A 22,648-nucleotide genomic window follows, 5' to 3' on the forward strand; every position below is an offset into this window, starting at 1 on the left:
CTCTGGGACGATGGAGCCATGCCCCGCGCCAACCGCCGCCGTCCGCAGGACGTGCCCCTCGCGATGGGGCGCCTCACCGGTGGCGGGACGACGACCGAGATGTATGCCGGTCAGCGGTGGTCCGTGCGTCGCCTCACGGGCGCATCCTCGGAGCGCACCTACTTCTGCCCGGGTTGTGAGCAGGACATCGTCCCCGGGACGCCGCACGTTGTCGCGTGGCCGGAGGAAGGGGTCGGTGGAGTCGGGGACCGCCGGCACTGGCACACTCCGTGCTGGGCCGCGCGCGAGCGTCGACACCCACGGGGCGCAATCCGCTGACCTGCGCTGATCCCCGATAGGTTAGCGATCGAGGAGGCCACGTGAACCTGAGCTGGGGCAAGAACTCGGTGCGCAACTGGCAGGACTATCGCCAGCGCCAGCGCGCCGCTCTGCGGGAGAGCAACCGCATCCGCTACGAGGACGAGCACCTTGAGCGAAGCCTCATGAACGACGTCCTCGGCGCCGAGGCGGAGACCCCGGAGGAGGCCCAGGCGTCCGGCGGGGACGGGGTCCCCGGGACGGAAGCTCCAGACACGCCCTCTGGACGCCGCGCGCCCGACGCGGCCGGGACGACCCAGTTCGGTGAGATGGGCCGCCCCATGAACCGGCACTCGCCGTTCTACCTCGGCTTCGTCGGCGCCCTCGGTGCCCTCATCGCGATCGGTCTGTGGCATTCGCTCGGTCGCCTCGCGACGACCCTCACCATCCTCGTCGTCGCGCTGTTCCTCGCCCTCGCGCTCAACCCCTTGGTCGAGTGGCTGGGCCGCCGCGGCCTCAAGCGCTCGCTCTCGGTGGGCATCGTCTTCCTCGGCATGGTCGCCGTCTTCATCCTTCTCGGTCTGCTCGTCTTCCCGCCGGTTGTCTCCCAGGGCAGTGATCTCGTTCAGCAGGCCCCCACCTATATGGATCGGATCCTCGACACGAGCTGGGTCCAGGAGCTCGACAAGAACTACGACGTGGTCGACAAGATCAACGAGGAGTTCAACAAGCGCCTCACCGACGAGACCTTCATCAGCTCGGTGCTCGGGGGAGTCCTCGGAGCCGGCCGAGCGGTCCTCAACGGGGTCTTCCAGACCTTCACGATCCTCATCCTCACGCTCTACTTCCTCGCGTCCCTGCCCAAGATGAAGCGGACGGCGAACTCCATGGTGCCGGCGAGCCGCCGCAACCGCTTCGCGCAGCTGAGCGAGGAGATCATGCGTCGCACGGGCTCCTACGCCATCGGGCAGGTGTCCATCGCCACGATCAACGCGGTCCTGAGCTACCTGATGATGACGCTCCTCGGAATCCCGTATGCCGCCGTGCTCGCCGTGCTCGTCGGCTTCCTCGGGCTCATCCCGATGGTCGGCGCGACGCTCGGTGCGGCCCTGGTGTGCCTCGTGGCGTTCTTCGACGAGCCCCGGGTCGCGCTCATCGCAGCGATCTACTATCTCGTCTACCAGCAGATCGAGAACTACGTCATCGCCCCCAAGATCATGCAGCGGACCGTGTCCGTGCCGGGGGCCCTCACGGTCGTCGCGGCGCTGGCGGGCGGAACGTTGCTCGGAGTCCTCGGCGCCCTGCTCGCCATCCCGGTGGCGGCGGCGCTCCTGCTCCTTGTCGACGAGGTCCTCGTCCCGCGCCAACGCCACCAATAAGGCGCGGCGCAAGACGAAGCCAGCCCACCGGCATACACCGATGGGCTGGCTCTGACGCGAAAGCGTCAGGCGTCGCGGAAGCGGTTGATCTCACTCTCGAAGCGCGCGCGCTTCTCGGGGTCGCTGATGCCCAGGCCCGGCTCGGGGGCGAGGGTGAGGACGCCGACCTTGCCCTGGTGCGCGTTCAGGTGGACGTCGAGCGCTGCCTGACCGACCTCGTCGAGCGTGTAGGTCTTGCTCAGCGTCGGGTGGATGAGGCCGCGGTTGATGAGCTCGTTGGCCTCCCACGCCTCCCGGTAGTTCGCGAAGTGCGACGAGAGGATGCGCTTGAGGTTCATCCACAGGTAGCGGTTGTCGTACTCGTGCATGAAGCCCGACGTCGACGCACAGGTGACGATCGTGCCGCCCTTGCGTGCCACATAGACGCTGGCGCCGAAGGTCTCACGGCCCGGGTGCTCGAAGACGATGTCGACGTCGTGGCCACCCGTGAGCTCGCGGATCTTCTTGCCGAGACGCTGCCACTCCTTGGGGTCCTGCTGGGTGTCCTCGTCGTTCCAGAACTTGTAGCCCTCTGCGTTGCGGTCGATGATCAGCTCGGCGCCCATCGCGCGGCAGATCTGCGCCTTCTCGGGTGAGGAGACGACACAGATCGGGGTCGCACCGGCGGCCAGCGCCATCTGCGTCGCGTAGGAGCCGAGGCCGCCCGAGGCGCCCCAGATGAGGACGCGGTCACCGAGCTTGAGGGCCGCACCGTTCTTGGAGATCAACTGACGGTATGCCGTGCTGTTCACCAGACCGGGCGACGCCGCCTCTTCCCAGCTGAGGTGGGTCGGCTTGGGCATGAGCTGGTTGGTCTTGACGATCGCGAGCTCGGCGAGTCCACCGAAGTTCGTCTCGAAGCCCCAGATCCGCTGCTGTGGGTCGAGCATCGTGTCGTTGTGGCCATCGGCGTCCTCGAGCTCGACGGAGAGGCAGTGGGCGACGACTTCCGTGCCGACCTTCCACTTGCCGACGCCGGGGCCCGTGCGGAGCACGACGCCAGCGAGGTCGGAACCCACGATGTGGTACGGCAGGTCGTGGCGCTTGGCGAACTCCGACGTGCGGGCGTAGCGCTCGAGGAAGCCGAAGGTCGAGACCGGCTCGAAGATCGAGGTCCACACGGTGTTGTAGTTGATGGCACTGGCCATGACGGCGACCAGCGCCTCACCGGGAGCGAGATCCGGGACCGGCACGTCGTCGATGTGCAGGGACTTGCGGGGGTCCTTCTCCTTGGCAGTGAGGCCCTCGAACATGTCCACCTCGTCCTTGTGGACGGTCGCGGCCCGGTAGGTCGCGGGGATGGCGAGGTTCGCGTAGGTCTCCTCGGTGCGGTCACCGCTGAGGATGGCGTCGCGGATCTGGTCCATGAGAGATGGTGCTCCTTGATCTGGGTGGGTCAGGTCAGGTGATGCGTTGGGCTGAACGAAATGCGCAATCAGTGGGGCGAACCGACGTTTTGCGCAACAAGTCGGGGGTCAGTGGGTGGGAGCGGGCCCGTCGGAGGACGGTTCGACGAGCTCGACGAGGATGCCGCCGGCGTCCTTGGGGTGGATGAAGTTCACCCGCGAGTTCGAGGTGCCGCGCTTGGGCTCGTCGTAGAGGAGGCGCAGCCCGCGCTCTCGCAGGGTCGCACTGACACCGTCGATGTCGGCGACGCGGTAGGCGACCTGCTGGACGCCGGGGCCGCTGCGGTCAATGAACTTCGCGATGGTCGACGCGGGGGACAGGGGCGCGAGCAGCTGGATGTGCGAGCCGGAGTCGCCGACCGCCATCATCGCCTCACGCACGCCCTGTTCCTCGTTGACCTCCTCGTGCGCCAGCGTCATCCCGTAGGTGTCGCGGTAGAACGCAATCGCCTCGTCGAGGTCGGTGACGGCCACGCCGACGTGGTCGATCGCCGTGAACAGCGAGGACAGGGGAGATGACTCAGACATGACCCAGAGCCTAGGGAGGTGAGCGCACCGCAAACAGGTGTTGAGGGTGTGGCAATGGACACCTACGGGACGTCCGTCACAGGGCCGGTCGGCCCCGGACGCAGAAGTGGCTAGCATCATGGGAGCCCCTTGGGCACTCAGCCCGACACCGACGTTGGAGGACCGCAGTGAGCACCGCCCCGACCCAGAACACCGACCCCACAGTCATCGTCGCGGGGGCGAGGACCCCGATGGGCCGCATGAGCGGCAGCCTCAAGGGCTTCAGTGGCTCTGACCTCGGTGGGTTCGCCATCAAGGGCGCCCTGGAGAAGTCGGGCGTCAAGGCGCAGGACGTCGACTACGTGATCATGGGGCAGGTCCTCACCGCCGGCGAGGGCCAGATCCCCGCCCGTCAGGCCGCCGTCAAGGCCGGCATCCCCATGAGCGTCCCGGCCCTGACGATCAACAAGGTCTGCCTCTCCGGCATCGACGCCATCGCGCTCGCGGACCAGCTCATCCGCGCCGGTGAGTTCGAGGTCGTCGTTGCCGGTGGACAGGAGTCGATGACCAACGCTCCCCACCTGCTCCCCAAGAGCCGCGATGGCTACAAGTACGGCGACGTGACGCTGCAGGACTCGATGGCCTTCGACGGCCTCTACGACGTCCTCACCAACCAGGCGATGGGCTCGCTCACCGAGTCGCGCAACGTCGACGCGAGCGCCTTCACCCGCGAGGAGCAGGACGCTTTCGCTGCACGCAGCCACCAGCAGGCCGCCCGCGCCTGGAAGGACGGGCTCTTCGATGACGAGGTCATCGCCGTGTCCATCCCGCAGCGCAAGGGCGACCCGATCGAGTTCAAGGAGGACGAGGGCGTGCGCGCGGACACGACCACCGAGTCGCTCTCCAGGCTCCGCCCGGCCTTCGCCAAGGACGGCACCATCACCGCCGGCTCGGCCTCGCAGATCTCCGATGGTGCCTGCGCCGTCGTCATCATGAAGAAGTCCAAGGCTCAGGAACTCGGCCTTGACTGGCTCGCCGAGATAGGCGCCCACGGCGTCGTGGCCGGCCCCGACTCGAGCCTGCAGAGCCAGCCGGCCAACGCCATCAAGAAGGCATGCGAGCGCGCGGGCATCACGCCGGCCGACCTCGTCGCCATCGAGATCAACGAGGCGTTCGCCGCCGTCGGCCTGGCCTCGACCAAGGAGCTCGGCGTCGACCCCGAGATCGTCAACCCCAACGGTGGAGCCATCGCCACGGGTCACCCGCTCGGCATGTCCGGCGCCCGCGTCGTCCTCACCCTCGCCCACGAGCTCAAGCGTCGTGGCGGCGGCACCGGTGCGGCAGCCCTCTGTGGTGGCGGCGGTCAGGGCGACGCCCTGCTCATCACCGTCCCGTCCGGCAGCTGACCACACAGAACACCCAGCTGAGCGCCTGAAGAACCACGGGTCCTACGCCATCGCGCAGACACCCCGGTCCGTCGACGTCCCCTCTCTCGTTGCTGAAGCGAGAGAGGGGCGTTCGCGTGCGGTGGCCCGGCTCATCTCCCTCGTCGAGGACGGCCACCCCGCGCTGCCCGAGGTCATGGCGGCACTCGCGCAGCACACGGGCGGCGCCCACATCATCGGACTCACCGGATCACCCGGCGTCGGCAAGTCCACGACAACCGCAGCGCTCATCGCGGCCTACCGCGCGCAGGACAAGCGGGTGGCCGTCCTCGCGGTCGACCCGTCGTCACCCTTCTCCGGTGGCGCCCTGCTCGGTGACCGGATCCGGATGGAGCACCACGGCACGGACCCGGGTGTCTTCATCCGCTCGGTCGCCTCGCGTGGTCACCTCGGCGGTCTGTCCTTCGCCACTCCCCAGGCTCTGCGCGTCCTCGACGCCGCCGGGTTCGACGTGATCCTCCTCGAGACGGTGGGGGTGGGGCAGTCCGAGGTCGAGGTGGCTGCCCGTGCCGACACGACCGTCGTCATCGTCGCCCCCGGCATGGGTGACGGCATCCAGGCGGCCAAGGCGGGCATCCTCGAGATCGGTGATGTCTTCGTCGTCAACAAGGCCGACCGTGATGGCGCCGACGACACGGTCCGCGACCTTCGGCACATGATCCAGCTCGGCAACCGCGAGCGGTCCGTCAACTGGCGGACCCCGGTGGTGAGGACCGTCGCAAGCCGAGGCGACGGCATACCTGATCTTGTGGATTCCCTTGCGGCACACCGGGATTGGCTCACGTCATCCGGTGCGCTCAACGAGCGTAGGCGACTTCGCGCCCAGGCCGAGATCGAGGCCATCGCCCTTGCGACCCTGCGCCGGAGAATCGGTGACAGGGGAGGCCTGGTGACCGACGCACTCGCCGCTGCGGTCGCCTCCGGCGAAACGGACGTGTATGCCGCAGCGCTCGAGGTCGTCGACCGACTCACCGGGGAGCCCGGAGGCCAGTAGCGTGGCCCGGGTGACACCCCCAGACGCGCGACCGACCCCCGTCATCGTCGTCCTCGGCGCCGAGTATCGCGAGGCGATGGTCGAGGTCCTCACGCAGCGCTACTCGGTCGACTACGAGATCATCGCTCCGTCCACGATGGAGGAGGCGATTGAGGTCCTCACCGACCTCAAGACCGGGCGCCGACCCGTCGCGCTGGCCGCGTGCGAGTTCTTCGGGGAGGGCGAGAAGGCCACCCACCTCCTCGCGAAGTTCCAGAAGTTCATGCCGAGTGCGCGACGCCTCGTCTACATCCCGGCAGAACGCTTCCGGGGGTCGGTGGCGGTGATGCGCGAGAGCCTCGCCGAGGGCCAGCTCGACCTCTACCTGATGCTGCCGCAGGGACCACGCGACGAGGAGTTCCACACCGCGATCTCCGAGACGCTGTCGGACTGGGCGCAGTCGGTCAACCTGTCCGAGATCGACGGGACCAGGATCATCGCCGACGGGCCCTCTCCCGACCTGAGTCGGATCCGCGACTTCCTCGACCGCATGGGCATGCCCAACACGGTGCACGCAACGGACAGTCCCGCAGGTGTCGAGGTGCTGGCGGCGGCCGGCCCGGGCGCGCAGCTGCCCCTGCTCCAAGGACCGAACGGCGAGCTCACCCTGTCCCGGCCCACGAACGCCGACCTCGGGGCAGCGCTCTACGGACGCCCCACGGACATCGGTGAGGACGCGATCTGCGACCTCGTCATCGTCGGTGCCGGACCCGCCGGACTCGGTGCGGCCGTCTATGCGGCGTCCGAGGGCCTCGACACCCTGGTCATCGACCAGGGGCCGATCGGCGGGCAGGCGGGGACGAGCTCGATGATCCGCAACTACCTCGGCTTCCCCCGGGGGATCTCCGGTATGCGGCTGGCGCAGCGTGCGCGGTCGCAGGCCGTCCGCTTCGGGGCGCGGTTCCTCGCCGGCCAGGAGGTGACCGGGCTGCGGATCGCGGGAGGCCCCGACGGCTGCCACGTCGTCGAGCTCGGTGCCGACACCGTGCGTGGTCGCGCCGTGCTCGTCGCCACGGGTGTCGACTACCGACGGCTCGGCGTCGAGCCGCTGGAGGACCTCGTCGGTCGTGGCGTGAACTACGGCGCTGCTGCGAGCACGTCCCGGGAGGTCAAGCACAAGGAGGTCTACGTCGTGGGTGGCGGCAACAGCGCCGGGCAGGCGGCGGTGCACCTGTCGCGCTTCGCCAAGCACGTCACGATCCTCGTGCGTCGTGAGGGGCTGGCCGCGACGATGTCGCAGTACCTCATCCGTGAGCTGGAGGGGAACCCGCGCATCACCATCCGACCGCGAACGATCGTCACCGAAGGAGGCGGCGAGGGTCACCTCGAGTGGCTCACCCTGCGCGATGTGGAGTCCGGCGCCGATGAGCGGGTCGACGCCGCGGGGCTCTACCTCCTGCTCGGTGCGCAGCCGACGTGCCACTGGCTTCCCCCGGACGTGGCGAGGGACGACAAAGGGTTCGTCCTCTCCGGTGCCGACACCCCGTGGCAGTCGTGGCAGGGCGGTCGCCCGCCGGAGCCCTACGCGTCGACGGTGCCCGGGATCTATGTCGCCGGTGACATCCGGTGCGGCTCGATGAAGCGGGTTGCCTCGGCGAGCGGTGAGGGCGCCGGGGTCGTGCCCCTCGTTCACGCGTTCCTGGCGCCGGAAGCGCGCTGAGCCGGACGGCATACGGTGTCGTCATGCTGATCGCCTTCTCCGTCTCCCCGTCCGTCGCCGACGACCAGGGAGGAGTCACCGGTGCTGTCGCCGATGCGGTGCGCATCGTGCGCGAGAGTGGCCTGCCCCATCGCACCGACTCGATGTTCACGACCATCGAGGGGGAGTGGGACGAGTGCATGGCCGTCGTCAAGGCCTGCGTCGATGCCGTCGCCGCCCACGGCCCGCGGGTCGGGCTCGTGCTCAAGGCCGACATCCGGCCCGGGCGCGCGGGTGAGCTCGAGGGCAAGCTCGAGCGCCTCGAAGCCGCACTGGCCGAGTGACCGCTCGTTGACGCGATGCAGCGTCGACGCGGAAGTTTGTTTCAAAAGCATCACGGTCGTCCCGGCACGCGAGGTCCGACGCACGATGCGTGGATAGCGTGAGCCGGGATGCACAACGCATGACAACCGAGATGCTGGGGGAACCGCCGCATGTGGAAGGCCATTCGCTACCGCGGCGGTCAGTCCCTCGTCCTCGTGTTCATCTCGGCACTGGTCGCCACGTGCGCCGCCTTCGCGCCGTTGTTCTCGCGCTCGATCGACCAGGCGCTGTTGCGCGCGACCCTGGGCCGCTTGGAGGCCGCTGACCTCAAGCTGAGCGTCCTCGCCAGCCGCACCGAGGACAGCACTCTCGCCGCCAGCGCGGTCGAGGCCGGGATGCCGGGGACGCTGTCGCAGTGGTACGCACCGGGGCTGTCCATGACCACGGACGACACGCAGGTCGTACCCATAGCGGGCAAGAAGCCGTCGCCGGTGCGCATCGTCGCCCGTGACGAGATCTGCGACCACGTGACGCTCAGCGAGGGTGCCTGCCCGACGAAGGCGCCTGACCTCCTCGTCTCGGCCGCGGACGCCAAGGTCTGGGGCTGGAAGGTGGGCACCACGCTCACCCTGCAGAACGACGTCACCCAGCAGGTGGCCTACACGATCTCTGGGACCTACACGGTCAAGGACGACCCCGACTACTGGCTGCGCACCGAGCTGCAGGGCAAGTCGGGCAACCTCATCGACTTCGGTGACCTCGTGCCCGGGATCGACGACTTCATCGTCACCCCCGAGGGGGTCGAGAACAGGTGGCAGAACGCCCAGCTGTCCGTCGACTACCGGCTCAGGACGTCCGCGATCACCCTCGACTCACTGGCCCGGGCCGGCGCGGCGGTGGCTGCCTTGCGCCCTCCGAACCAGGCGAACGTCGACAGCCCGCTGCCCGAGATCGCCAGCCAGGTCGATGACGGTCAGACGCTCGTCCGGCAGCTCGTGCCCCTGCTCATCGCCCAGCTCGTCGCCGTGGCTCTCGCGGTCCTCGTTCTCGTCGCCGGTGCGGCTGTCGCACAACGCCGCCCAGAGATCGCCGTGTCTCGCTTGCGCGGGCGCAGTCGCGAAGCCAGTCGGCGGTTGGTCATGGCCGAACTCGGCTTCACGGTGCTGCTCGGGCTTCCGCTGGGGCTGCTGCTCGCAGTGGGGCTGAGTGAGGCGGTGCGCAGGTTCATCCTGCCGCCGGGAGTCCCCTTCGAACTGGGGTGGCAGGTGCCGCTCGCGGCCGCCGTTGCCGGCGTCGCCTCCCTCGCAGTCGTGTATGCCGCCGCGCGGCCGGTTCTGCGTGAACCCATCGCCTCGTTGCTGCGGCGCGTTCCGCCGGTCACCGCTGCGCGCACGTTGCGCGTGGGCGACGTCATCCTCATCGTGCTGGCTGCCGTGGGTGTCGTCGGCATCGTCACCGATCAGATCTCCGGCCCCTTGGCCATCCTCACGCCGACGCTGCTGGCGCTCGCGGCGGGGGCCCTGCTGGGTGCGGTCGTCGTGGTCGTCGCGACCCGGCTGGGGCGACGCGCCCTGGATTCGGGCAGCCTCGGGTCGGCGCTGGCCGGCCTGGCCATCGCCCGGCGCCCGACGACACGTCACGTGCTGCTCGTCGTGACAGCCGTGTCGGCGCTCGTCGTCTTTGCTGCCAACGCCGTGGCCGTCGCCGACCGCAACCGAGAGAATCGCGCCGAGCTCACGGTCGGCGCGTTCGGGGCGTTGCGCACGGGGTCCAAGGACCCGACTGCCGTCGCTCGTGTCGTCGACGGCCTGCCCGCCGGGCAGCGCGAGCACGCCATGCCCGTGGGGATCGTGAGCCAGCGGGACCCGGACTCGACGACGACGCTGGCCGCGCGCCCGGAGCAGTTGCGACGCATCGCCTACGCGCCCAGTGCCCAGGCGGCCCTGGCCCTCGACAAGCTCGCTCTGCCGGACCAGCTGCCGGTGCGGCTCAGGGGGAGCCGACTGACGGGGAGCGTGACCTACGACGTCGCGCCGCTGGGTTATGGGTTCGGTGAGCGACCGGCCGACGTCCCGCCGGAGGACTGGATGCCGGGGAAAGTGACGGGGCAACCCCTTCGGCTCGGGATCAGCGTGACCACACCGGAGGGTGAGGTCCTGACCCGTGACCTCGGGACGCTGCCCGGCCAGGGCAAGGGCACCGTGGCGGTTGACGCGCCCCTGCTCTGTCCGCAGGGCTGCCGTCTCCAGTCCCTGTGGCTGCGGCTCGACCCCGGTGTCAACCTGGGCCTGGAGGCCGTCAAGGGATCCGTTGACATCTCTGGCATCGCCCTGGACGCCAAGAACCTGGGAGTCGATGCCCGGGATGGGTGGCAGCAACCACGTGGCGCCGTCGGGGACCAGTCCAACACTGGCGCGCAGCTCGAGCCCGGACGGTCCGCAGAGGGGACGGACGAAGCGGCGCCGGTTGACTCGGTCGCTCTCGCTGCTGCCCCTGGTGGTGGGCTGCGTCTCTCCTTCACCAACACCGGGCGGGTCGCGGCCATCAACCGTGCTGATGCCCCGGCCCTCATCCCGGCCCTGCTGTCGGGCCGCATCCCGATCGGCGGGGACGCCGAAAAGTTCGACGTCCAGAGCCTTGCGGGTCGGACCACACCGGCGATGGCCGAGCAACGCGTGCCCGCACTGCCCTTCGTCGGCAACCGGGGTGCCCTCGTCAACCTCGATCTCATGCTCCGGATCGGTGGACGTCTCCCACCGAGCGGGTCGATGGAGGTGTGGATCGACTCTCAGTTCCCCGGCGGCGTGGCCGGCGCCGAGAAGGCGCTGCGTGCTGGTGGTCTGGAGGTTCTGGGGACTCGCTCGTTTGCCCAGGACAAGCGACTCCTCGACGAGTCCGCCACTGGCTGGGGACTGCTTCTCGGGCTCTTCACCGCTGTGCTCTCGTTGCTCCTGGCCGCTGTCATGCTCGTCGTCGTGTCGATGACGACTGGCCGGATCGTCACCCGAGACATCGCTGCCCTGCGGGTGGCAGGTGTCTCCGGGAGAGACCTGCGTCGCGCGGCAGTGCGTGAGGCCCTGGCGCCCGTGCTCGTCGCCGCTGTCGTCGGTGCCCTGTGTGGGGTCGTGGGCGCGGTGCTGGCGATGCCACTCATCCCGTTGTTCGACACCCCCGCCCCGGTGCCGGCGCTCGACTTCTCGCCAGCGTGGCTCGTCATGGGTCTGGCGTGGCTCGTCGCGGTCCTGATCCTTGTCCTCGTCGCTGCGGTCCTTGCTCTGAGGGCGGCCCGACGCGGGGACTCCGACCGACTGAGGGAGGCGTGGTGACCGGGCTCCCCGTGATGACGGCCGGACTCGTGCACATCTATCGAGCCGAGCACCACGACGTGGCCGCGCTGGCGGGGGTCGACCTCTCGGTGGCGTCCGGCGAGATGGTTGCCCTGCTCGGGCCATCAGGTGCCGGCAAGTCGACCCTGCTCACGCTCTTTGGTGGTCTCCTGCGTCCGAGTGCGGGTCGCATCCGGATTGGCGACCACGAGCTGTCGCGCATGTCGGAGCAGGACCTCGACGCGTTGCGCGGACGCGACGTCGGCATCGTGCTCCAGGGCGCGTCCCGCAACCTCATCCCGCACAAGACCATCCGTGAGAACGTCGCCTTCGCGCAGGGATCGCGTCGTGGTCGGGGCGACGACATGGCTCCCGTCGACGAGATCCTCGACCTCGTCCGGTTGCGGGATCGGGCCGACGCCCCGCTGGCTTCGCTCACTCCGGGAGAGTTGCAGCGCGGTGCGCTCGCGGTTGCGGTGTCGACGCGGCCCGGCCTGCTGCTCGGCGACGAGCCGACCAGTCAGCTCGATCACGACGCGAGAGACCAGGTTCTCCAGACGCTCAGCGACATCAACTCGACGTGGGGGACGACGATCATCGTCGTCACCCACGATCCTGACGTCGCAGCGCGTATGCCGCGCACCGTCACGATCCGCGATGGCCGGGTCGGCGCCGAAGGCCGCGAGGGTGAAGAGTTCGCCGTGGTGTCGGCCGACGGCTCCGTGCCCTTGCCACCACACGTTCTGGCGACACTGACCCCCGGGACTCTCGTCCGTCTCGTGGAGTCGGAGCAGGGCTGGACGCTGGTCCGGGACGAGCTCGAGGAGGTGCCTGATGGGGAAGCACTCTGAGCACGGGCGTCGTCAGTCAATGGCTGGCGAACACGGCCCGCTTCGGGACGAGGAGTCCGCTCACGTCGACGTCAGCGCGATCAGCGTGACCTATGGCGACGTCCATGCCCTGCGAGGGGTGTCACTCGTCGCCGGCCCCGGGGAGTTCGTGGCGATCACCGGCCACTCGGGTGCCGGGAAGACCACCCTCATCAACGCCATCGGCGGGATCGTGACGCTGGCCGGCGGACAGATCGACCTCGGGCGGGGAAGCCGCGTCGCGCGCGATCCCAGTGCGGTGGCGATCATCCCGCAGGGCAACGGACTCGCGAGCGTGCTCACGGCATACGAAAATGTTCTGGCACCGCTGCGGGCACGCGGGCATGACCCGCGCGAGGCTGCGGCGCGCGCGACCGAGGCTCTCGCCTCCGTGGGGCTGGGGGAGTCGGGGACGCACCTCGTCGAGGAGCTCAGCGGCGGTCAGCAGCAACGCGCGGCTGTCGCTCGGGGCCTCGCCGTAGGCGCTCGGCTGCTCCTGGCGGACGAGCCCACGAGCGAACTCGACCACGACAACCGCGAGCGGGTGCTCGACCTCATGCGGGCGCAGGCCGACGCCGGGGCGATCGTCATCATGACGACGCACGACCCCGAGGCGGCCGAGCGCGCCGACCGCGTCATCGAGCTCGACGACGGTGAGGTCGTCCAGCACTGACCCGCTGCTCGCCCCGCGGCTTCGTGCCCCGCACGGACAGGCTCGCTGGCGCTCGCGTGTCCGTGCGGGGCACGAAGAGGGGGAGCGCTGGCCCGGTTGCGACTTCGTGCCCGTTACGGACAGGCGCGCTGGCGCTCGCGTGTCCGTGCGGGGCACGAAGAGGGGGAGCGCTGGCCCGGTTGCGGCTTCGTGCCCGTTACGGACAGGCTCGCTGGCGCTCGCGTGTCCGTGCGGGGCACGAAGAGGGGGAGCGCTGGTCTCGTTGCGACTTCGTGCCCGTTACGGACAGGCTCGCTGGCGCTCGCGTGTCCGTGCGGGGCACGAAGTGGGTTGTACGCGTGTCCGTGCGGGGCACGAAGTGAGTAGGTGCTCAGGAGGGGCTGAAGAGGGCTGCAAGCTCCGGATGTGCCCGGCGATAGCCCTCGAAGAGCGCGCGGGCCGTCGACACGGAGTCGACAAGGGGGTGCAGTGCGAAGGCCTTGATGGCTGCCTGCTGCGAGCCCGTGGTCGCCGCCTCGATGACGAGTCTCTCGACGGCCTTGACCTGCTGCATGAGGCCGAGCATGTGGCCCTCCACCGGCGCCAGGGGGTCCGCGTGTGGACCGTCACGATCGACGACGCACGGGATCTCGACAACGGCGCTGTCCGGCATACCCGGAACGGCTCCGCCGCCGCGGATGTTGAGGATCATCGACGACGTCTCCCCACGGCTGATCGCGGCCATGATGGCGAGGGCAACGCCCTCGTAGCCGCCGCCGGCCACGTCGGCCTCATCGCGTTGCTCGTCCTCGGCGCGGGCCTCGCGCATGTAGGTCGCGTCACGCTCCTCGCGCACCCGGCGCCATTCGGCCGCGGCGTTCTCGGGGTGGTTCGCGACAGTGGCGTAGAAGGCGTCCTGCTGGTCGCGAAGGAACTCACCCCGGGTCTGGGGTGCGGACAGGATCGAGGCCCGGGCCTCGCGGCCGAAGTAGTAGTAGTAGAGGTACTCGTTGGGAATCGCACCCAGTGCCTGGATCCATTCGGCACCGAAGAGTCGACCCTCCTCGAGAGTCTGAAGTGCTGCCGGATCGGCGAGGAGACGTGGCAGGTGATCTGTGCCGTCCACGCGCAGGCCACGCAACCAACCGAGGTGGTTGAGGCCGACGTAGTCGATCGTGGTCGCTGCCGGATCGAGGTCCAGTGCGCCAATTGCCCTGCGTGCCAACGCAATGGGCGAGTCACAGATCCCGATGACGCGATCGCCCAACACTCCCTGCATCGCCTCGGTCACGATGCCTGCAGGATTGGTGAAGTTGATGAACCACGCGTCAGGCGCCAGTGCGCGGGCGCGGCGAGCGATGTCGACCGCGACCGGAACGGTGCGCAGGGCATAGGCAAGGCCGCCGGGGCCGGTGGTCTCCTGTCCGAGGACGCCGAGGTCGAGCGCCACCCGCTCGTCGAGGGTGCGACCCGCAAGGCCGCCGACGCGGATGGCAGAGAAGACGAAGTCGGCGCCGCGCAGCGCCTCGTCGAGATCGGTGGTGGCGGTGACGACGGGAGCGTGGCGGTGGCCCGCGCCGTTCTGGGTCAGCACCTGCGCCACAGCGCCCAGACGCTGCTCGTCGAGGTCGTGCAGGACGACCTCGGTCACGCGGCCGTCGGAGTCGTCGCGCAACAGGGCCCCATGGACGAGGGGGACCCGGAAGCCTCCACCGCCGAGGATCGTCAGCTTCACGCGACCACCACCTCCACGCCGCGTTCACGGCACTCGTCGAGAATCAGCGGGTCGGCATTCGCGGTGGTGACGAGCACGCCGACCTGGTCCACGCGGCATACGCGCAGGGTTCCGGAACCCGGGATCTTGTGACCGTCGGCCACGAGGACCACTTCGCGCGCTGCAGCGATGAAGGCACGCTTGACCGGAACCTCGACGAAGGTCGAGTCCATGACCTGGCCGCCGCTGGAGATGCCGCTCGTGCCGATGAACGCCCGGTCCACGCCGATCTGGTGGACCGCGTCCTCGGTGAGCACGCCCACGAGTGAGTGATAGGAGCGACGCACCATCCCGCCCAGCAGGATGAGCTCGACCGACTCGTCGTGGCGCAGGACGTCGAGGACCGCGAGGCTGTTGGTGACCACGGTGATGTTGCGACCTCGCAGCTCGCGGGCCAAGAGCGCGGTCGTCGTCCCGATGTCGAGGGCGACCACCTCGCCGTCACGCACGCGAGCCGCGGCAGCCGCTGCGACGAGCGACTTCTCGTGGGTGTCGGCACGGGCGACCGCGTCAAAGGGGCGCGTCGTGTCGGGGTCGGTCACCGTGACTGCCGCGCCGCCGTGGACGCGGGTCAGCACGCCCGCGCGGTCCAGCTGGAAGAGGTCGCGACGGATCGTCGACGCGCTCACCTCGAGCGCGTTCGAGAGCTCGCTGACCGAGACGGTCCCGCCCTCACGCACTCTGGCCACGATCTCGCTGTGCCGCTGCACCTTCACGTGACGCAACGTACCAAGAGCGCGCAGTTTCAGCCATGGGTGGACGGTTTTTGAACTCTGTGAGCACGAGAAATCCCGGCAAACGCGCAAAAACACGCAATCTGCCCTTGCGGTGGCGGCGATGTCGGGACACGATGACGAGGTGCCGGTGGACCACGTCTTTGACCCGCTCGCGTCGCTGCGTCGCGACGGCGACCCCGTTGCCGACGTCTTCGTGCAGGGCACGGTCTTCCTCGACATCATCTTCACCGGCCTCGCGGCGATGCCCAAGAACGGCACCGAGGTCTGGGCCGAGGGGATGGGTTCATGCCCGGGCGGCATTGCCAACCTGGCCGTCGCGGCATCGCGCCTCGGGCTCCAGACCTCGCTGGGTGCTGCGTTCGGTGACGACGACTACGGCGAGTTCTGCTGGCGCTCCCTGGAGCAGGAGCGCATCGACCTGTCTCGCTCCCAGCGCTACCCGCACTGGCACACCCCGGTCACCGTCTCGGTGTCGGTCGGTGGCGACCGCCGCATGATCACGCACGGGCACGACGCTCCCCAGGCGGCGACAGAGATGATCGGGACGGCGCCCCGGGCACGGTCCGTTCTGCTGGATCTCGATGCCGACCGGCCGTTGGGCGAGGGCCATCCCGAGCGTCAGTGGGTCGAGCAGGCGGCGGCTGACGGTGCCCTGCTCTTCGCCGATGTCGGTTGGGACCCCAGCGGTCAGTGGTCGCCGGCCGTCCTCGACCAGCTCAAGCACTGCCACGCGTTCATGCCCAACGCCGTCGAGGCCATGGCCTACACCCGCACCGACTCCGCGCACGACGCGCTCTATGCCCTCGCCGACCTCGTGCCCCTCGCCGTGGTGACCAACGGTCGGGACGGCGCGTTGGCCATCGACTCGGCGACCGGTGAGGAAACCTCGGTCCCGGCCCTGCGGGTCAACGCGATCGACCCGACCGGCGCCGGGGACGTCTTCGACGCGGGAATGCTCGTCGGCAGCCTCGCGCAATGGCCGCTGCTGGACCGGATGAACTTCGCCACGCTCTGCTCCAGCCTCGCCGTGCAGGAGTTCGGCGGCTCCCTCGCGGCCCCCGGCTGGGGTGACCTCGCCGACTGGTGGCACCGCGTGCGGCGCCAGCCCACCTCCAACGCCGCTGCGCGTTCGGTGCAACGCCGCTTCGCCTTCCTCGACGATCTCGTCGCCGAGGTCCCACCGGGCGCCGTGCGCCGGGCAGCCGCGACCATCGCCAAGTTGTCCGACGCGCAGGCTCCTGCCACCACCCAGACAACTGAGACACCAGCTGCACCCGCCCAGCCCTCCGCACCGCTCACCGAGGAGACACCATGAAACTCACCCGCACCTCGCTGGTCGCCCTCACGGTCGGGGCCGGGCTCGCTCTCGGCGCCTGCGCCCCCGGCGGGTCCGGCTCGGACACCAACGCGTCGGCCACCCCGTCGGGTGCTGTGAAGACCGATGCCGCATCCCTCGGCGACGTGACCCTCACGGTCTGGGACCAGGAGGTGCGTGGCGGTCAGGCGAAGCAGATCGAGACGCTCAACACCGAGTTCCAGAAGAAGTACCCCAACATCAAGATCAAGCGCGTCTCCCGCTCCTTCGACGACCTCGTCAAGACGTTGCGGCTCGCGCTCACCGGTGCCGACGCCCCAGATGTGGTGCAGGCCAACAACACTCGCTCGCAGATGGGGGAGTTCGTCAAGGCCGGTCAACTCGTCAACCTCGATCCGTATGCCGCGGCCTACGGCTGGGACAAGCGCTATCCGCAGTCCGTCCGCAACGTCGCGTCGTACTCACCCGACGGCAAGACGTTCGGCTCCGGCTCGCTCTTCGGTATGCCGCAGGTCGGCGAGGTCGTCGGGATCTTCTCCAACGACGCCAAGCTCAAGACCCTCGGCATCAACCCGCCCAAGACATGGGCCGAGTTCGACGCCGCCCTCGCGACCGCGAAGTCCAAGGGCGAGGTCCCGCTCGTCCTCGGCAACCTCGAGAAGTGGCCAGCAGGACACGTCTTCGGCGTCGTCCAGGGCCGCTTCACCAAGGCCGACGACATCCGCAAGCTCGGCTTCGGCCAGACCGGCGGCAGCTGGGTGACTCCCGAGAACACCAAGGCCGCCCAGACCCTCGTCGACTGGGTGGACAAGGGCTACTTCAGCTCCGGCTTCAACGGTCAGGACTACGACCCCGCGTGGCAGGGCTTCACCAAGGGCAAGGGCGTCTTCCTCATCGCCGGTTCGTGGCTGCAGGCGGACCTGTCGGCGGCGATGAAGAGCGGCGTGAAGTTCTCGCTCCCGCCGGCACCCGAGTCGGGCGGCACGGCCGTCACCACTGGTGGCACCGGCCTTCCCTTCGCCATCACCAACAAGGCGAAGAACAAGGACGCCGCCGCGGCCTACATCAACTTCCTCACTACTCCCGAAGCGATGAAGGTGCTCGCGGACAACGGAAACCTTCCCGTCGTCGAGACGGCCGAGCAGAAGGCGCCCGACGCACTCGCGACCGACGTCTTCACGGCGTTCGGCGCGGTCTCGTCGGACGACGGGCTCGTGCCCTACCTCGACTGGGCGACACCGACGATGGGCGACACCTTGGGCGCGACCCTGCAGGATCTCCTTGCGAAGAAGGTCACTCCCGAGAAGGCCCTCGAGGCGCTGCAGAAGGACTACGGCGACTTCACCGCCAAGTGATGGCGGGTCGAACCAAGGCCCTCGGCCCGCCGGGAGAACCCCGGCGCATCGGCTACCTCTACGTCCTTCCGGCTTTCCTCGTGTATGCCGCATTCGCCCTTTATCCGCTGCTCAAGGCCGCCTACCTGTCCCTCTTCGAGTGGGACGGGCTGACGGTCGGCACGTGGGCCGGACTGTCGAACTACCAGGAGGTGCTCACCGACGAGCGGCTCCGGGCGTCCTTCGGCCACGCCCTCGTGCTCATGTTCTTCTTCGCCGTCGTGCCGCTGCTCGTCGGGCTCGTGCTGGCCTCGGTCCTGCATCGGGCGAGCGTGCGCGGACTGGGCTTCTTCCGCACAGTCGTGTTCCTGCCGCAGGTCGTCGCGATGGTCGTCATCGCGGTGGCCTGGCGCCGGATCTATGCCCCGGACGGGACGATCAACTCGGTCCTCACGTCGGTCGGGCTCGAGTCGTGGACGCGAGGATGGTTGGGGGAGTACGCCTTTGCCCTCCCGGCGGTCGGTCTCATCGGCACGTGGTTCGAGAGCGGACTGGTGACCGTGCTGCTGCTCGCAGGCATGGGGCGCATCCCCAAGGACCTCTACGAAGCCGCCCGCCTCGACGGTGCCGGAGCGATCAAGGAGTTCTTTGCGGTGACCCTGCCGTCGGTTCGCGGCGAGATCGCGGTGGCCCTGACGTTGACCGTCATCGCTGCCCTCAAGACGTTCGACCTCATCTACATGACCACCTCCGGCGGGCCGGGGCACACCACGACGGTGCCGAGCTATGAGGTCTATCGGCAGGCGTTCGAACTCGGGCAGGTCGGGCTCGCGTGCACCATCGGTGTCGTCCTCACGGTCATCATCTTCGCGATCAGTTTCGTCATCACGCGCGTCGGCGACAGGGTGGCCGACTGATGAAGGTCTCGACATCCGAGCGCACGATGAACTACGTCATCCTGACGGCGTTCGCGATCTTCGCGATCTATCCGATCCTCAGCATCGTCATCGCCGGTCTGCAGCCCGATGCCGAGGCGCCCGGCGGTCTCGGGAACCTCACGGCGGCGTGGGAGATCGGCCGCTTCGGCGATTATCTGCGCACCAGTCTCTTCGTGTCGGCGTTCGTCGTCGTGGTGAGCACTGCACTCTCCGTTCTGGCCGGATTCGCTTTCGGGACAATGCGATTCAGGGGAGCGGACGCGCTCTTCTACCTCATGCTCATCGGCATCATGATGCCCGCCGAGGCCATTGTCGTGCCGCTGTTCTTCGACCTGCGGGCACTCGGCCTCACCGACACCTTCTGGGCCATCGCGTTGCCGCAGGTCGCCCAGTCGGTGGCGTTCGGGACCTTCTGGCTGCGCGCCGCCTTCCGGTCGAGCTCGCGCTCCCTCATCGAGGCGGCCCGCCTCGACGGGGCCTCGACGAACCGCATCCTCTGGCAGGTGCTCGTGCCGCTCGCCCGTCCCGCAATCGTGACCCTGATCGTGCTGACGTTCATGTGGACCTGGAACGAGTTCCTCATCCCGCTCGTCATGATCCCGACCAACGAGGCACTGCGCACGGCCCCACTCGGGCTCGGCTTCTTCTCGGGGCAGTACACCCAGGGCTACGCCCTCTTGGCGGCGGGAGCGACGATCGTCGCGCTGCCCGTCGTCATCGTCTACCTCTTCCTCCAGCGGCACTTCATCGCCGGGATGCTCGAGGGGGCGGTCAAGGACTGATCCTGCCGCTGCCCCCTCCGTGCTCGCGAGGACGACGGCTCAGAGCTCGACCAGCGGGCGCACCTCGATGGGGAGATCACATGTCAGGAATCCCAGGCAGAACCACTCTCGCAGCCGTGGCCACGTTGGTGGCTGCACTCGCCCTCCCGGGCGCCGCCCTCGCCACACCCGGGGCGCCCGCGGACAAGGGTCCCCAGCCACCGGACGCCACGACGTCCTCCGGGCCCCCGGCCGACCTCGACGCGATGTTCATCGGGGCGCACCCCGACGACGAGGCGGGCACGCTGTCCACCTTCGGGCAGTGGAACCACGACCACGACGTCACCACCGGAGTCATCACCATCACCCGCGGTGAGGGTGGCGGCAACGCCGTCGGCCCGCAGGAGGGGCCGGCGCTCGGCCTCATCCGCGAGCGTGAGGAGCGCGCGGCCGTGGTCAAGGCCGGCATCACCGACGTCTACAACCTCGACGAGGTCGACTTCTACTACACCGTCTCCGAGCCACTCACGGCCCAGGTCTGGGACCACGAGGAGACCCTGGCCAAGACGGTCCGCATCCTGCGCCAGACCCGTCCCGGGGTCCTCGTGACGATGAACCCGGCGCCGTCGCCCGGCCAGCACGGCAACCACCAGGAGGCTGCGCGGATCGCCGTCGAGGCCTACTGGGCTGCGGGGGACCCCACGCGCTTCCCGGAGCAGATCACCAAGGAGGGCCTCACGCCCTTCTCACCCGACCGGATCCTCATGCGGGCCGCCAACGGCACGAGCGCCAACGGACCCGGTTGCGCGAAGGCGTTCGTCCCCACGGATGCCAGCCAGACCATTTACGGCGTGTGGTCGGGAACGCCCTCTCCCGATGGCCGCAGTTGGGCGGCCGTCGAGCGTGACGCCCAGCGCCAGTACGCCTCCCAGGGTTGGGCGGGCTTCCCGGACGTCTCGACGAACCCGGCACAGCTCGGTTGCGACTACCTGACCCTCGTCGACTCGCGAACCCCGTTGCCGCAGTGGGGAACTGACGCGGCATACACCAACCATGCGCCACTGGACGGCTCGCTCGTCGCAGTCCCGGGCGGACTTCCGCTCGGTAGCGGCATGACGGTCGAGACCGACCAGTACCGCGTGCTGCCCGGCGCAGCGTTCAGCGTCACGGTTGGTGCCTCGGCTCCCGCCACGAAGAGCCTGGGCGCGAGCACCGCACGCCTCGAGGTCCCGGCCGGCTGGACCGTCAGCGGCGACGGCGCCCTCGGCACGATCGCAGCGGCAGGCAAGTCGGCGGCCACCTTCACCGTGACCCCTCCGGCCGGCACGACCGTCGGCACCAGGGCTCGCGTGAAGGCCTTCGTCGAGACTGCTGCTGGCGTCGGCCACCAGGACGAGCCCGTGCTGGTGAGCCCGCCCGTGACCGCTACCCAACAGCTCCTGCCCCAGGTCACTCAGTACCAGGAGTGGGCCAAGGTCGCACACGCGCAGGAGTTCGCCGAGATCGTGCGCCCCGTCCTCACCCTCGCGTCCGGCGGCAGCCGTCCGGTCGACGTCGTCGTGACGAACCACAGCGCGACGACCCAGTCCGGAACGGTGACCCCCACGCCTCCCGCAGGGTTCACGATGAGCCCGGGCACGGCGGCATACGCCGGTCTTGCTCCGGGAGCACAGACCACGGTGCGGTTCACCGCGGTCAACACCGACACGTCCCTCAAGACGTCCGTGGAGGGTGGCGTGGGCGGTGACCACCTCTACTCGATCGCGGCGACGAGCAGGACGGTCACGGGCACGACGCAGCAGGCATTGGAGCTCGTCCCTACGAGCGTGGTCCCGCAGGCGTCCACGTCACCGACCGTGGATGGTGTCGTGAGTGCGGGGGAGTATGCCGGCCCCGTCCTCGACATTTCCCGTCGCTGGGAGGGTGAGAACTGCACGACGGCCGCCGACTGCTCGGCGACCGCCCAGGTGACCTGGCGCGACGACACGCTGTTCCTCGCCGTCACGGTCAAGGACGACGTGCGCGGCACCCCGCTCGCGGCGAGTGACTGCAAGCGGCACTGGCGCACCGATTCCGTCGAGATCGCCATCGACCCGCGCGGCACCTCGGAGAACACGTCCACGACCTTCAAGGCAGCGATCCTGCCGTGGACGGCCGAGGGCGGACCGTGCTACCTACGGGACGCCGACGCCCACCAGGGCGACGGTCCGGCCACCGCACCGGGCATGAGGATCGCGTCGAAGGTCACCGAGCCCTACACGGGCTATGTCGTCGAGACCGCGATCCCGATGTCGCTCCTCCCGAGCGCCATCGACCCGGCGCACATGGGGCTCAACGTCCTGCCGTACGACTCCGACACCCAGGACAAGACCGGACAGACCCGCATCGGCTGGTCCGTCTGGGGCGGCGTGCAGGGTGACCCGTATCGCTGGGGCGACGTCTCGCTCGACGGCTATGTGCCGCCGGCCGGACGTCCGACCACACCTGCGGCCCCGGTGATCCCGACCGAGGCCCTGCAGTCCGTCGACTCACCGCAGTCCATCGTGCAGGCGGTGCGCACCAACGTCGCTCTCGCCGGGCGCCCGTCGTCGACGACGTCGGAGGCGGGCTGGGTCGAGAAGGCGAAGCTGCGCGGTGACAGGGTCGAGCTGAGGTTGCGGGTCAACGACTCCGGAACGGCGCACATCACCATCGCCGATGCTGACGGCATTGCCGGTGACGTCGTGGCGCCCGTCGCTGAGAGCACCTCCGGACTCGTGGTCGTCGCCGTGCCACTGACCCGCCCCCTCGCGGGTCAGGCGCGCGCCCTCGTCGGCTGGGACGACGGAGCGGGCGGGACGTTCTCGTCCGTGGTGTCGGTGAAGTAGCAGGCG

18 protein-coding genes are annotated in these 22,648 nt (G+C 69.1%); 14 read left to right on the forward strand and 4 right to left on the reverse strand.

Features of this window, described 5'->3' with window-relative positions; all coding sequences use genetic code 11:
- Window positions 1-18 precede the first annotated feature (18 nt).
- Together ACFQRE_RS13710 and ACFQRE_RS13715 are read left to right on the forward strand one after the other, a co-directional pair.
- Window positions 19-318 (forward strand): hypothetical protein, encoded by a 300-nt coding sequence (locus ACFQRE_RS13710; protein WP_380123214.1) that lies wholly within the window; start codon window positions 19-21, stop codon window positions 316-318.
- A 41-nt stretch (window positions 319-359) separates the two neighbouring features.
- Window positions 360-1,676 carry an AI-2E family transporter gene (locus ACFQRE_RS13715; protein ID WP_380123216.1) on the forward strand — a complete coding sequence of 439 codons (1,317 nt, stop codon included), beginning with the start codon at window positions 360-362 and terminating at the stop codon, window positions 1,674-1,676.
- A 65-nt stretch (window positions 1,677-1,741) separates the two neighbouring features.
- Here ACFQRE_RS13715 and ccrA read toward each other — a convergent pair whose 3' ends face one another.
- Together ccrA and mce are read right to left on the reverse strand one after the other, a co-directional pair.
- Window positions 1,742-3,082 carry a crotonyl-CoA carboxylase/reductase gene (ccrA, locus tag ACFQRE_RS13720; RefSeq protein WP_380123218.1) on the reverse strand — a complete coding sequence of 447 codons (1,341 nt, stop codon included), beginning with the start codon at window positions 3,080-3,082 and terminating at the stop codon, window positions 1,742-1,744.
- Between the two features lie 108 nt (window positions 3,083-3,190).
- On the reverse strand, window positions 3,191-3,649 hold the full coding sequence (gene mce, locus ACFQRE_RS13725; RefSeq protein WP_380123220.1) for a methylmalonyl-CoA epimerase: 459 nt from the start codon (window positions 3,647-3,649) through the stop codon (window positions 3,191-3,193).
- Between the two features lie 167 nt (window positions 3,650-3,816).
- On the opposite strand from mce, the gene ACFQRE_RS13730 reads away from it, so the two are divergent.
- From ACFQRE_RS13730 to ACFQRE_RS13760, 7 genes are all read left to right on the forward strand, one after another.
- Window positions 3,817-5,034 carry an acetyl-CoA C-acetyltransferase gene (locus ACFQRE_RS13730; RefSeq protein ID WP_380123222.1) on the forward strand — a complete coding sequence of 406 codons (1,218 nt, stop codon included), beginning with the start codon at window positions 3,817-3,819 and terminating at the stop codon, window positions 5,032-5,034.
- A 121-nt stretch (window positions 5,035-5,155) separates the two neighbouring features.
- The gene (meaB, locus tag ACFQRE_RS13735; RefSeq protein ID WP_380123224.1) at window positions 5,156-6,067 is read left to right on the forward strand and encodes a methylmalonyl Co-A mutase-associated GTPase MeaB; all 912 of its coding nucleotides are present in this window, start codon (window positions 5,156-5,158) and stop codon (window positions 6,065-6,067) included.
- Window positions 6,068-6,077: 10 nt separating this feature from the next.
- Window positions 6,078-7,766 (forward strand): FAD-dependent oxidoreductase, encoded by a 1,689-nt coding sequence (locus ACFQRE_RS13740; RefSeq protein WP_380123227.1) that lies wholly within the window; start codon window positions 6,078-6,080, stop codon window positions 7,764-7,766.
- Window positions 7,767-7,789: 23 nt separating this feature from the next.
- On the forward strand, window positions 7,790-8,089 hold the full coding sequence (locus ACFQRE_RS13745; protein WP_380123229.1) for a thiamine-binding protein: 300 nt from the start codon (window positions 7,790-7,792) through the stop codon (window positions 8,087-8,089).
- 150 nt (window positions 8,090-8,239) lie between these two features.
- On the forward strand, window positions 8,240-11,395 hold the full coding sequence (locus ACFQRE_RS13750) for an FtsX-like permease family protein (protein WP_380123231.1): 3,156 nt from the start codon (window positions 8,240-8,242) through the stop codon (window positions 11,393-11,395).
- Window positions 11,392-12,246 carry an ABC transporter ATP-binding protein gene (locus ACFQRE_RS13755; RefSeq protein ID WP_380123234.1) on the forward strand — a complete coding sequence of 285 codons (855 nt, stop codon included), beginning with the start codon at window positions 11,392-11,394 and terminating at the stop codon, window positions 12,244-12,246. Before ACFQRE_RS13750 ends, ACFQRE_RS13755 begins: the two co-directional genes overlap by 4 nt.
- A complete protein-coding gene (locus tag ACFQRE_RS13760) occupies window positions 12,230-12,937 on the forward strand; it encodes an ABC transporter ATP-binding protein (protein WP_380123236.1) in 708 nt (235 codons plus the stop codon). Before ACFQRE_RS13755 ends, ACFQRE_RS13760 begins: the two co-directional genes overlap by 17 nt.
- Window positions 12,938-13,307: 370 nt before the next feature.
- Here the strand turns inward: ACFQRE_RS13760 and ACFQRE_RS13765 are convergent, their stop codons facing one another.
- Together ACFQRE_RS13765 and ACFQRE_RS13770 are read right to left on the reverse strand one after the other, a co-directional pair.
- Window positions 13,308-14,651: a 6-phospho-beta-glucosidase gene (locus ACFQRE_RS13765; protein WP_380123238.1), complete on the reverse strand. Its 1,344-nt coding sequence runs from the start codon at window positions 14,649-14,651 to the stop codon at window positions 13,308-13,310.
- Window positions 14,648-15,406 carry a DeoR/GlpR family DNA-binding transcription regulator gene (locus ACFQRE_RS13770; protein ID WP_380123240.1) on the reverse strand — a complete coding sequence of 253 codons (759 nt, stop codon included), beginning with the start codon at window positions 15,404-15,406 and terminating at the stop codon, window positions 14,648-14,650. The genes ACFQRE_RS13765 and ACFQRE_RS13770 overlap by 4 nt, the downstream gene beginning before the upstream one ends.
- Before the next feature lie 121 nt (window positions 15,407-15,527).
- Between ACFQRE_RS13770 and ACFQRE_RS13775 the strand changes: the two genes are divergently transcribed.
- From ACFQRE_RS13775 to ACFQRE_RS13795, 5 genes are all read left to right on the forward strand, one after another.
- On the forward strand, window positions 15,528-16,742 hold the full coding sequence (locus ACFQRE_RS13775) for a carbohydrate kinase family protein (protein ID WP_380123243.1): 1,215 nt from the start codon (window positions 15,528-15,530) through the stop codon (window positions 16,740-16,742).
- Window positions 16,739-18,097, forward strand: coding sequence for an extracellular solute-binding protein (locus tag ACFQRE_RS13780; protein WP_380123245.1), 1,359 nt, complete (start codon window positions 16,739-16,741; stop codon window positions 18,095-18,097). The genes ACFQRE_RS13775 and ACFQRE_RS13780 overlap by 4 nt, the downstream gene beginning before the upstream one ends.
- Window positions 18,097-18,993, forward strand: coding sequence for a carbohydrate ABC transporter permease (locus tag ACFQRE_RS13785; protein WP_380123248.1), 897 nt, complete (start codon window positions 18,097-18,099; stop codon window positions 18,991-18,993). The genes ACFQRE_RS13780 and ACFQRE_RS13785 overlap by 1 nt, the downstream gene beginning before the upstream one ends.
- Window positions 18,993-19,796 (forward strand): carbohydrate ABC transporter permease, encoded by an 804-nt coding sequence (locus ACFQRE_RS13790; protein WP_380123250.1) that lies wholly within the window; start codon window positions 18,993-18,995, stop codon window positions 19,794-19,796. Before ACFQRE_RS13785 ends, ACFQRE_RS13790 begins: the two co-directional genes overlap by 1 nt.
- A gap of 116 nt (window positions 19,797-19,912) precedes the next feature.
- The gene (locus ACFQRE_RS13795) at window positions 19,913-22,642 is read left to right on the forward strand and encodes a sugar-binding protein (protein ID WP_380123253.1); all 2,730 of its coding nucleotides are present in this window, start codon (window positions 19,913-19,915) and stop codon (window positions 22,640-22,642) included.
- The last annotated feature ends 6 nt before the right edge of the window (window positions 22,643-22,648 follow it).

Origin of the sequence: Knoellia pratensis (assembly GCF_042666395.1) — a bacterium.
Classification (GTDB): Bacteria; Actinomycetota; Actinomycetes; order Actinomycetales; family Dermatophilaceae; genus Knoellia; species Knoellia pratensis.

Excerpts from the sequence above, each read along its gene's own strand:
- ACFQRE_RS13785 (WP_380123248.1), top strand. The coding sequence starts at position 18,097 with ATGGCGGGTCGAACCAAGGCCCTCGGCCCGCCGGGAGAACCCCGGCGC.
- ACFQRE_RS13745 (WP_380123229.1), top strand. The coding sequence starts at position 7,790 with ATGCTGATCGCCTTCTCCGTCTCCCCGTCCGTCGCCGACGACCAGGGA.
- ACFQRE_RS13760 (WP_380123236.1), top strand. The coding sequence starts at position 12,230 with ATGGGGAAGCACTCTGAGCACGGGCGTCGTCAGTCAATGGCTGGCGAA.
- ACFQRE_RS13710 (WP_380123214.1), top strand. The coding sequence starts at position 19 with ATGCCCCGCGCCAACCGCCGCCGTCCGCAGGACGTGCCCCTCGCGATG.
- mce (WP_380123220.1), bottom strand. The coding sequence starts at position 3,649 with ATGTCTGAGTCATCTCCCCTGTCCTCGCTGTTCACGGCGATCGACCAC.
- ACFQRE_RS13790 (WP_380123250.1), top strand. The coding sequence starts at position 18,993 with ATGAAGGTCTCGACATCCGAGCGCACGATGAACTACGTCATCCTGACG.
- ACFQRE_RS13780 (WP_380123245.1), top strand. The coding sequence starts at position 16,739 with ATGAAACTCACCCGCACCTCGCTGGTCGCCCTCACGGTCGGGGCCGGG.
- ACFQRE_RS13750 (WP_380123231.1), top strand. The coding sequence starts at position 8,240 with ATGTGGAAGGCCATTCGCTACCGCGGCGGTCAGTCCCTCGTCCTCGTG.
- ACFQRE_RS13775 (WP_380123243.1), top strand. The coding sequence starts at position 15,528 with ATGTCGGGACACGATGACGAGGTGCCGGTGGACCACGTCTTTGACCCG.
- ccrA (WP_380123218.1), bottom strand. The coding sequence starts at position 3,082 with ATGGACCAGATCCGCGACGCCATCCTCAGCGGTGACCGCACCGAGGAG.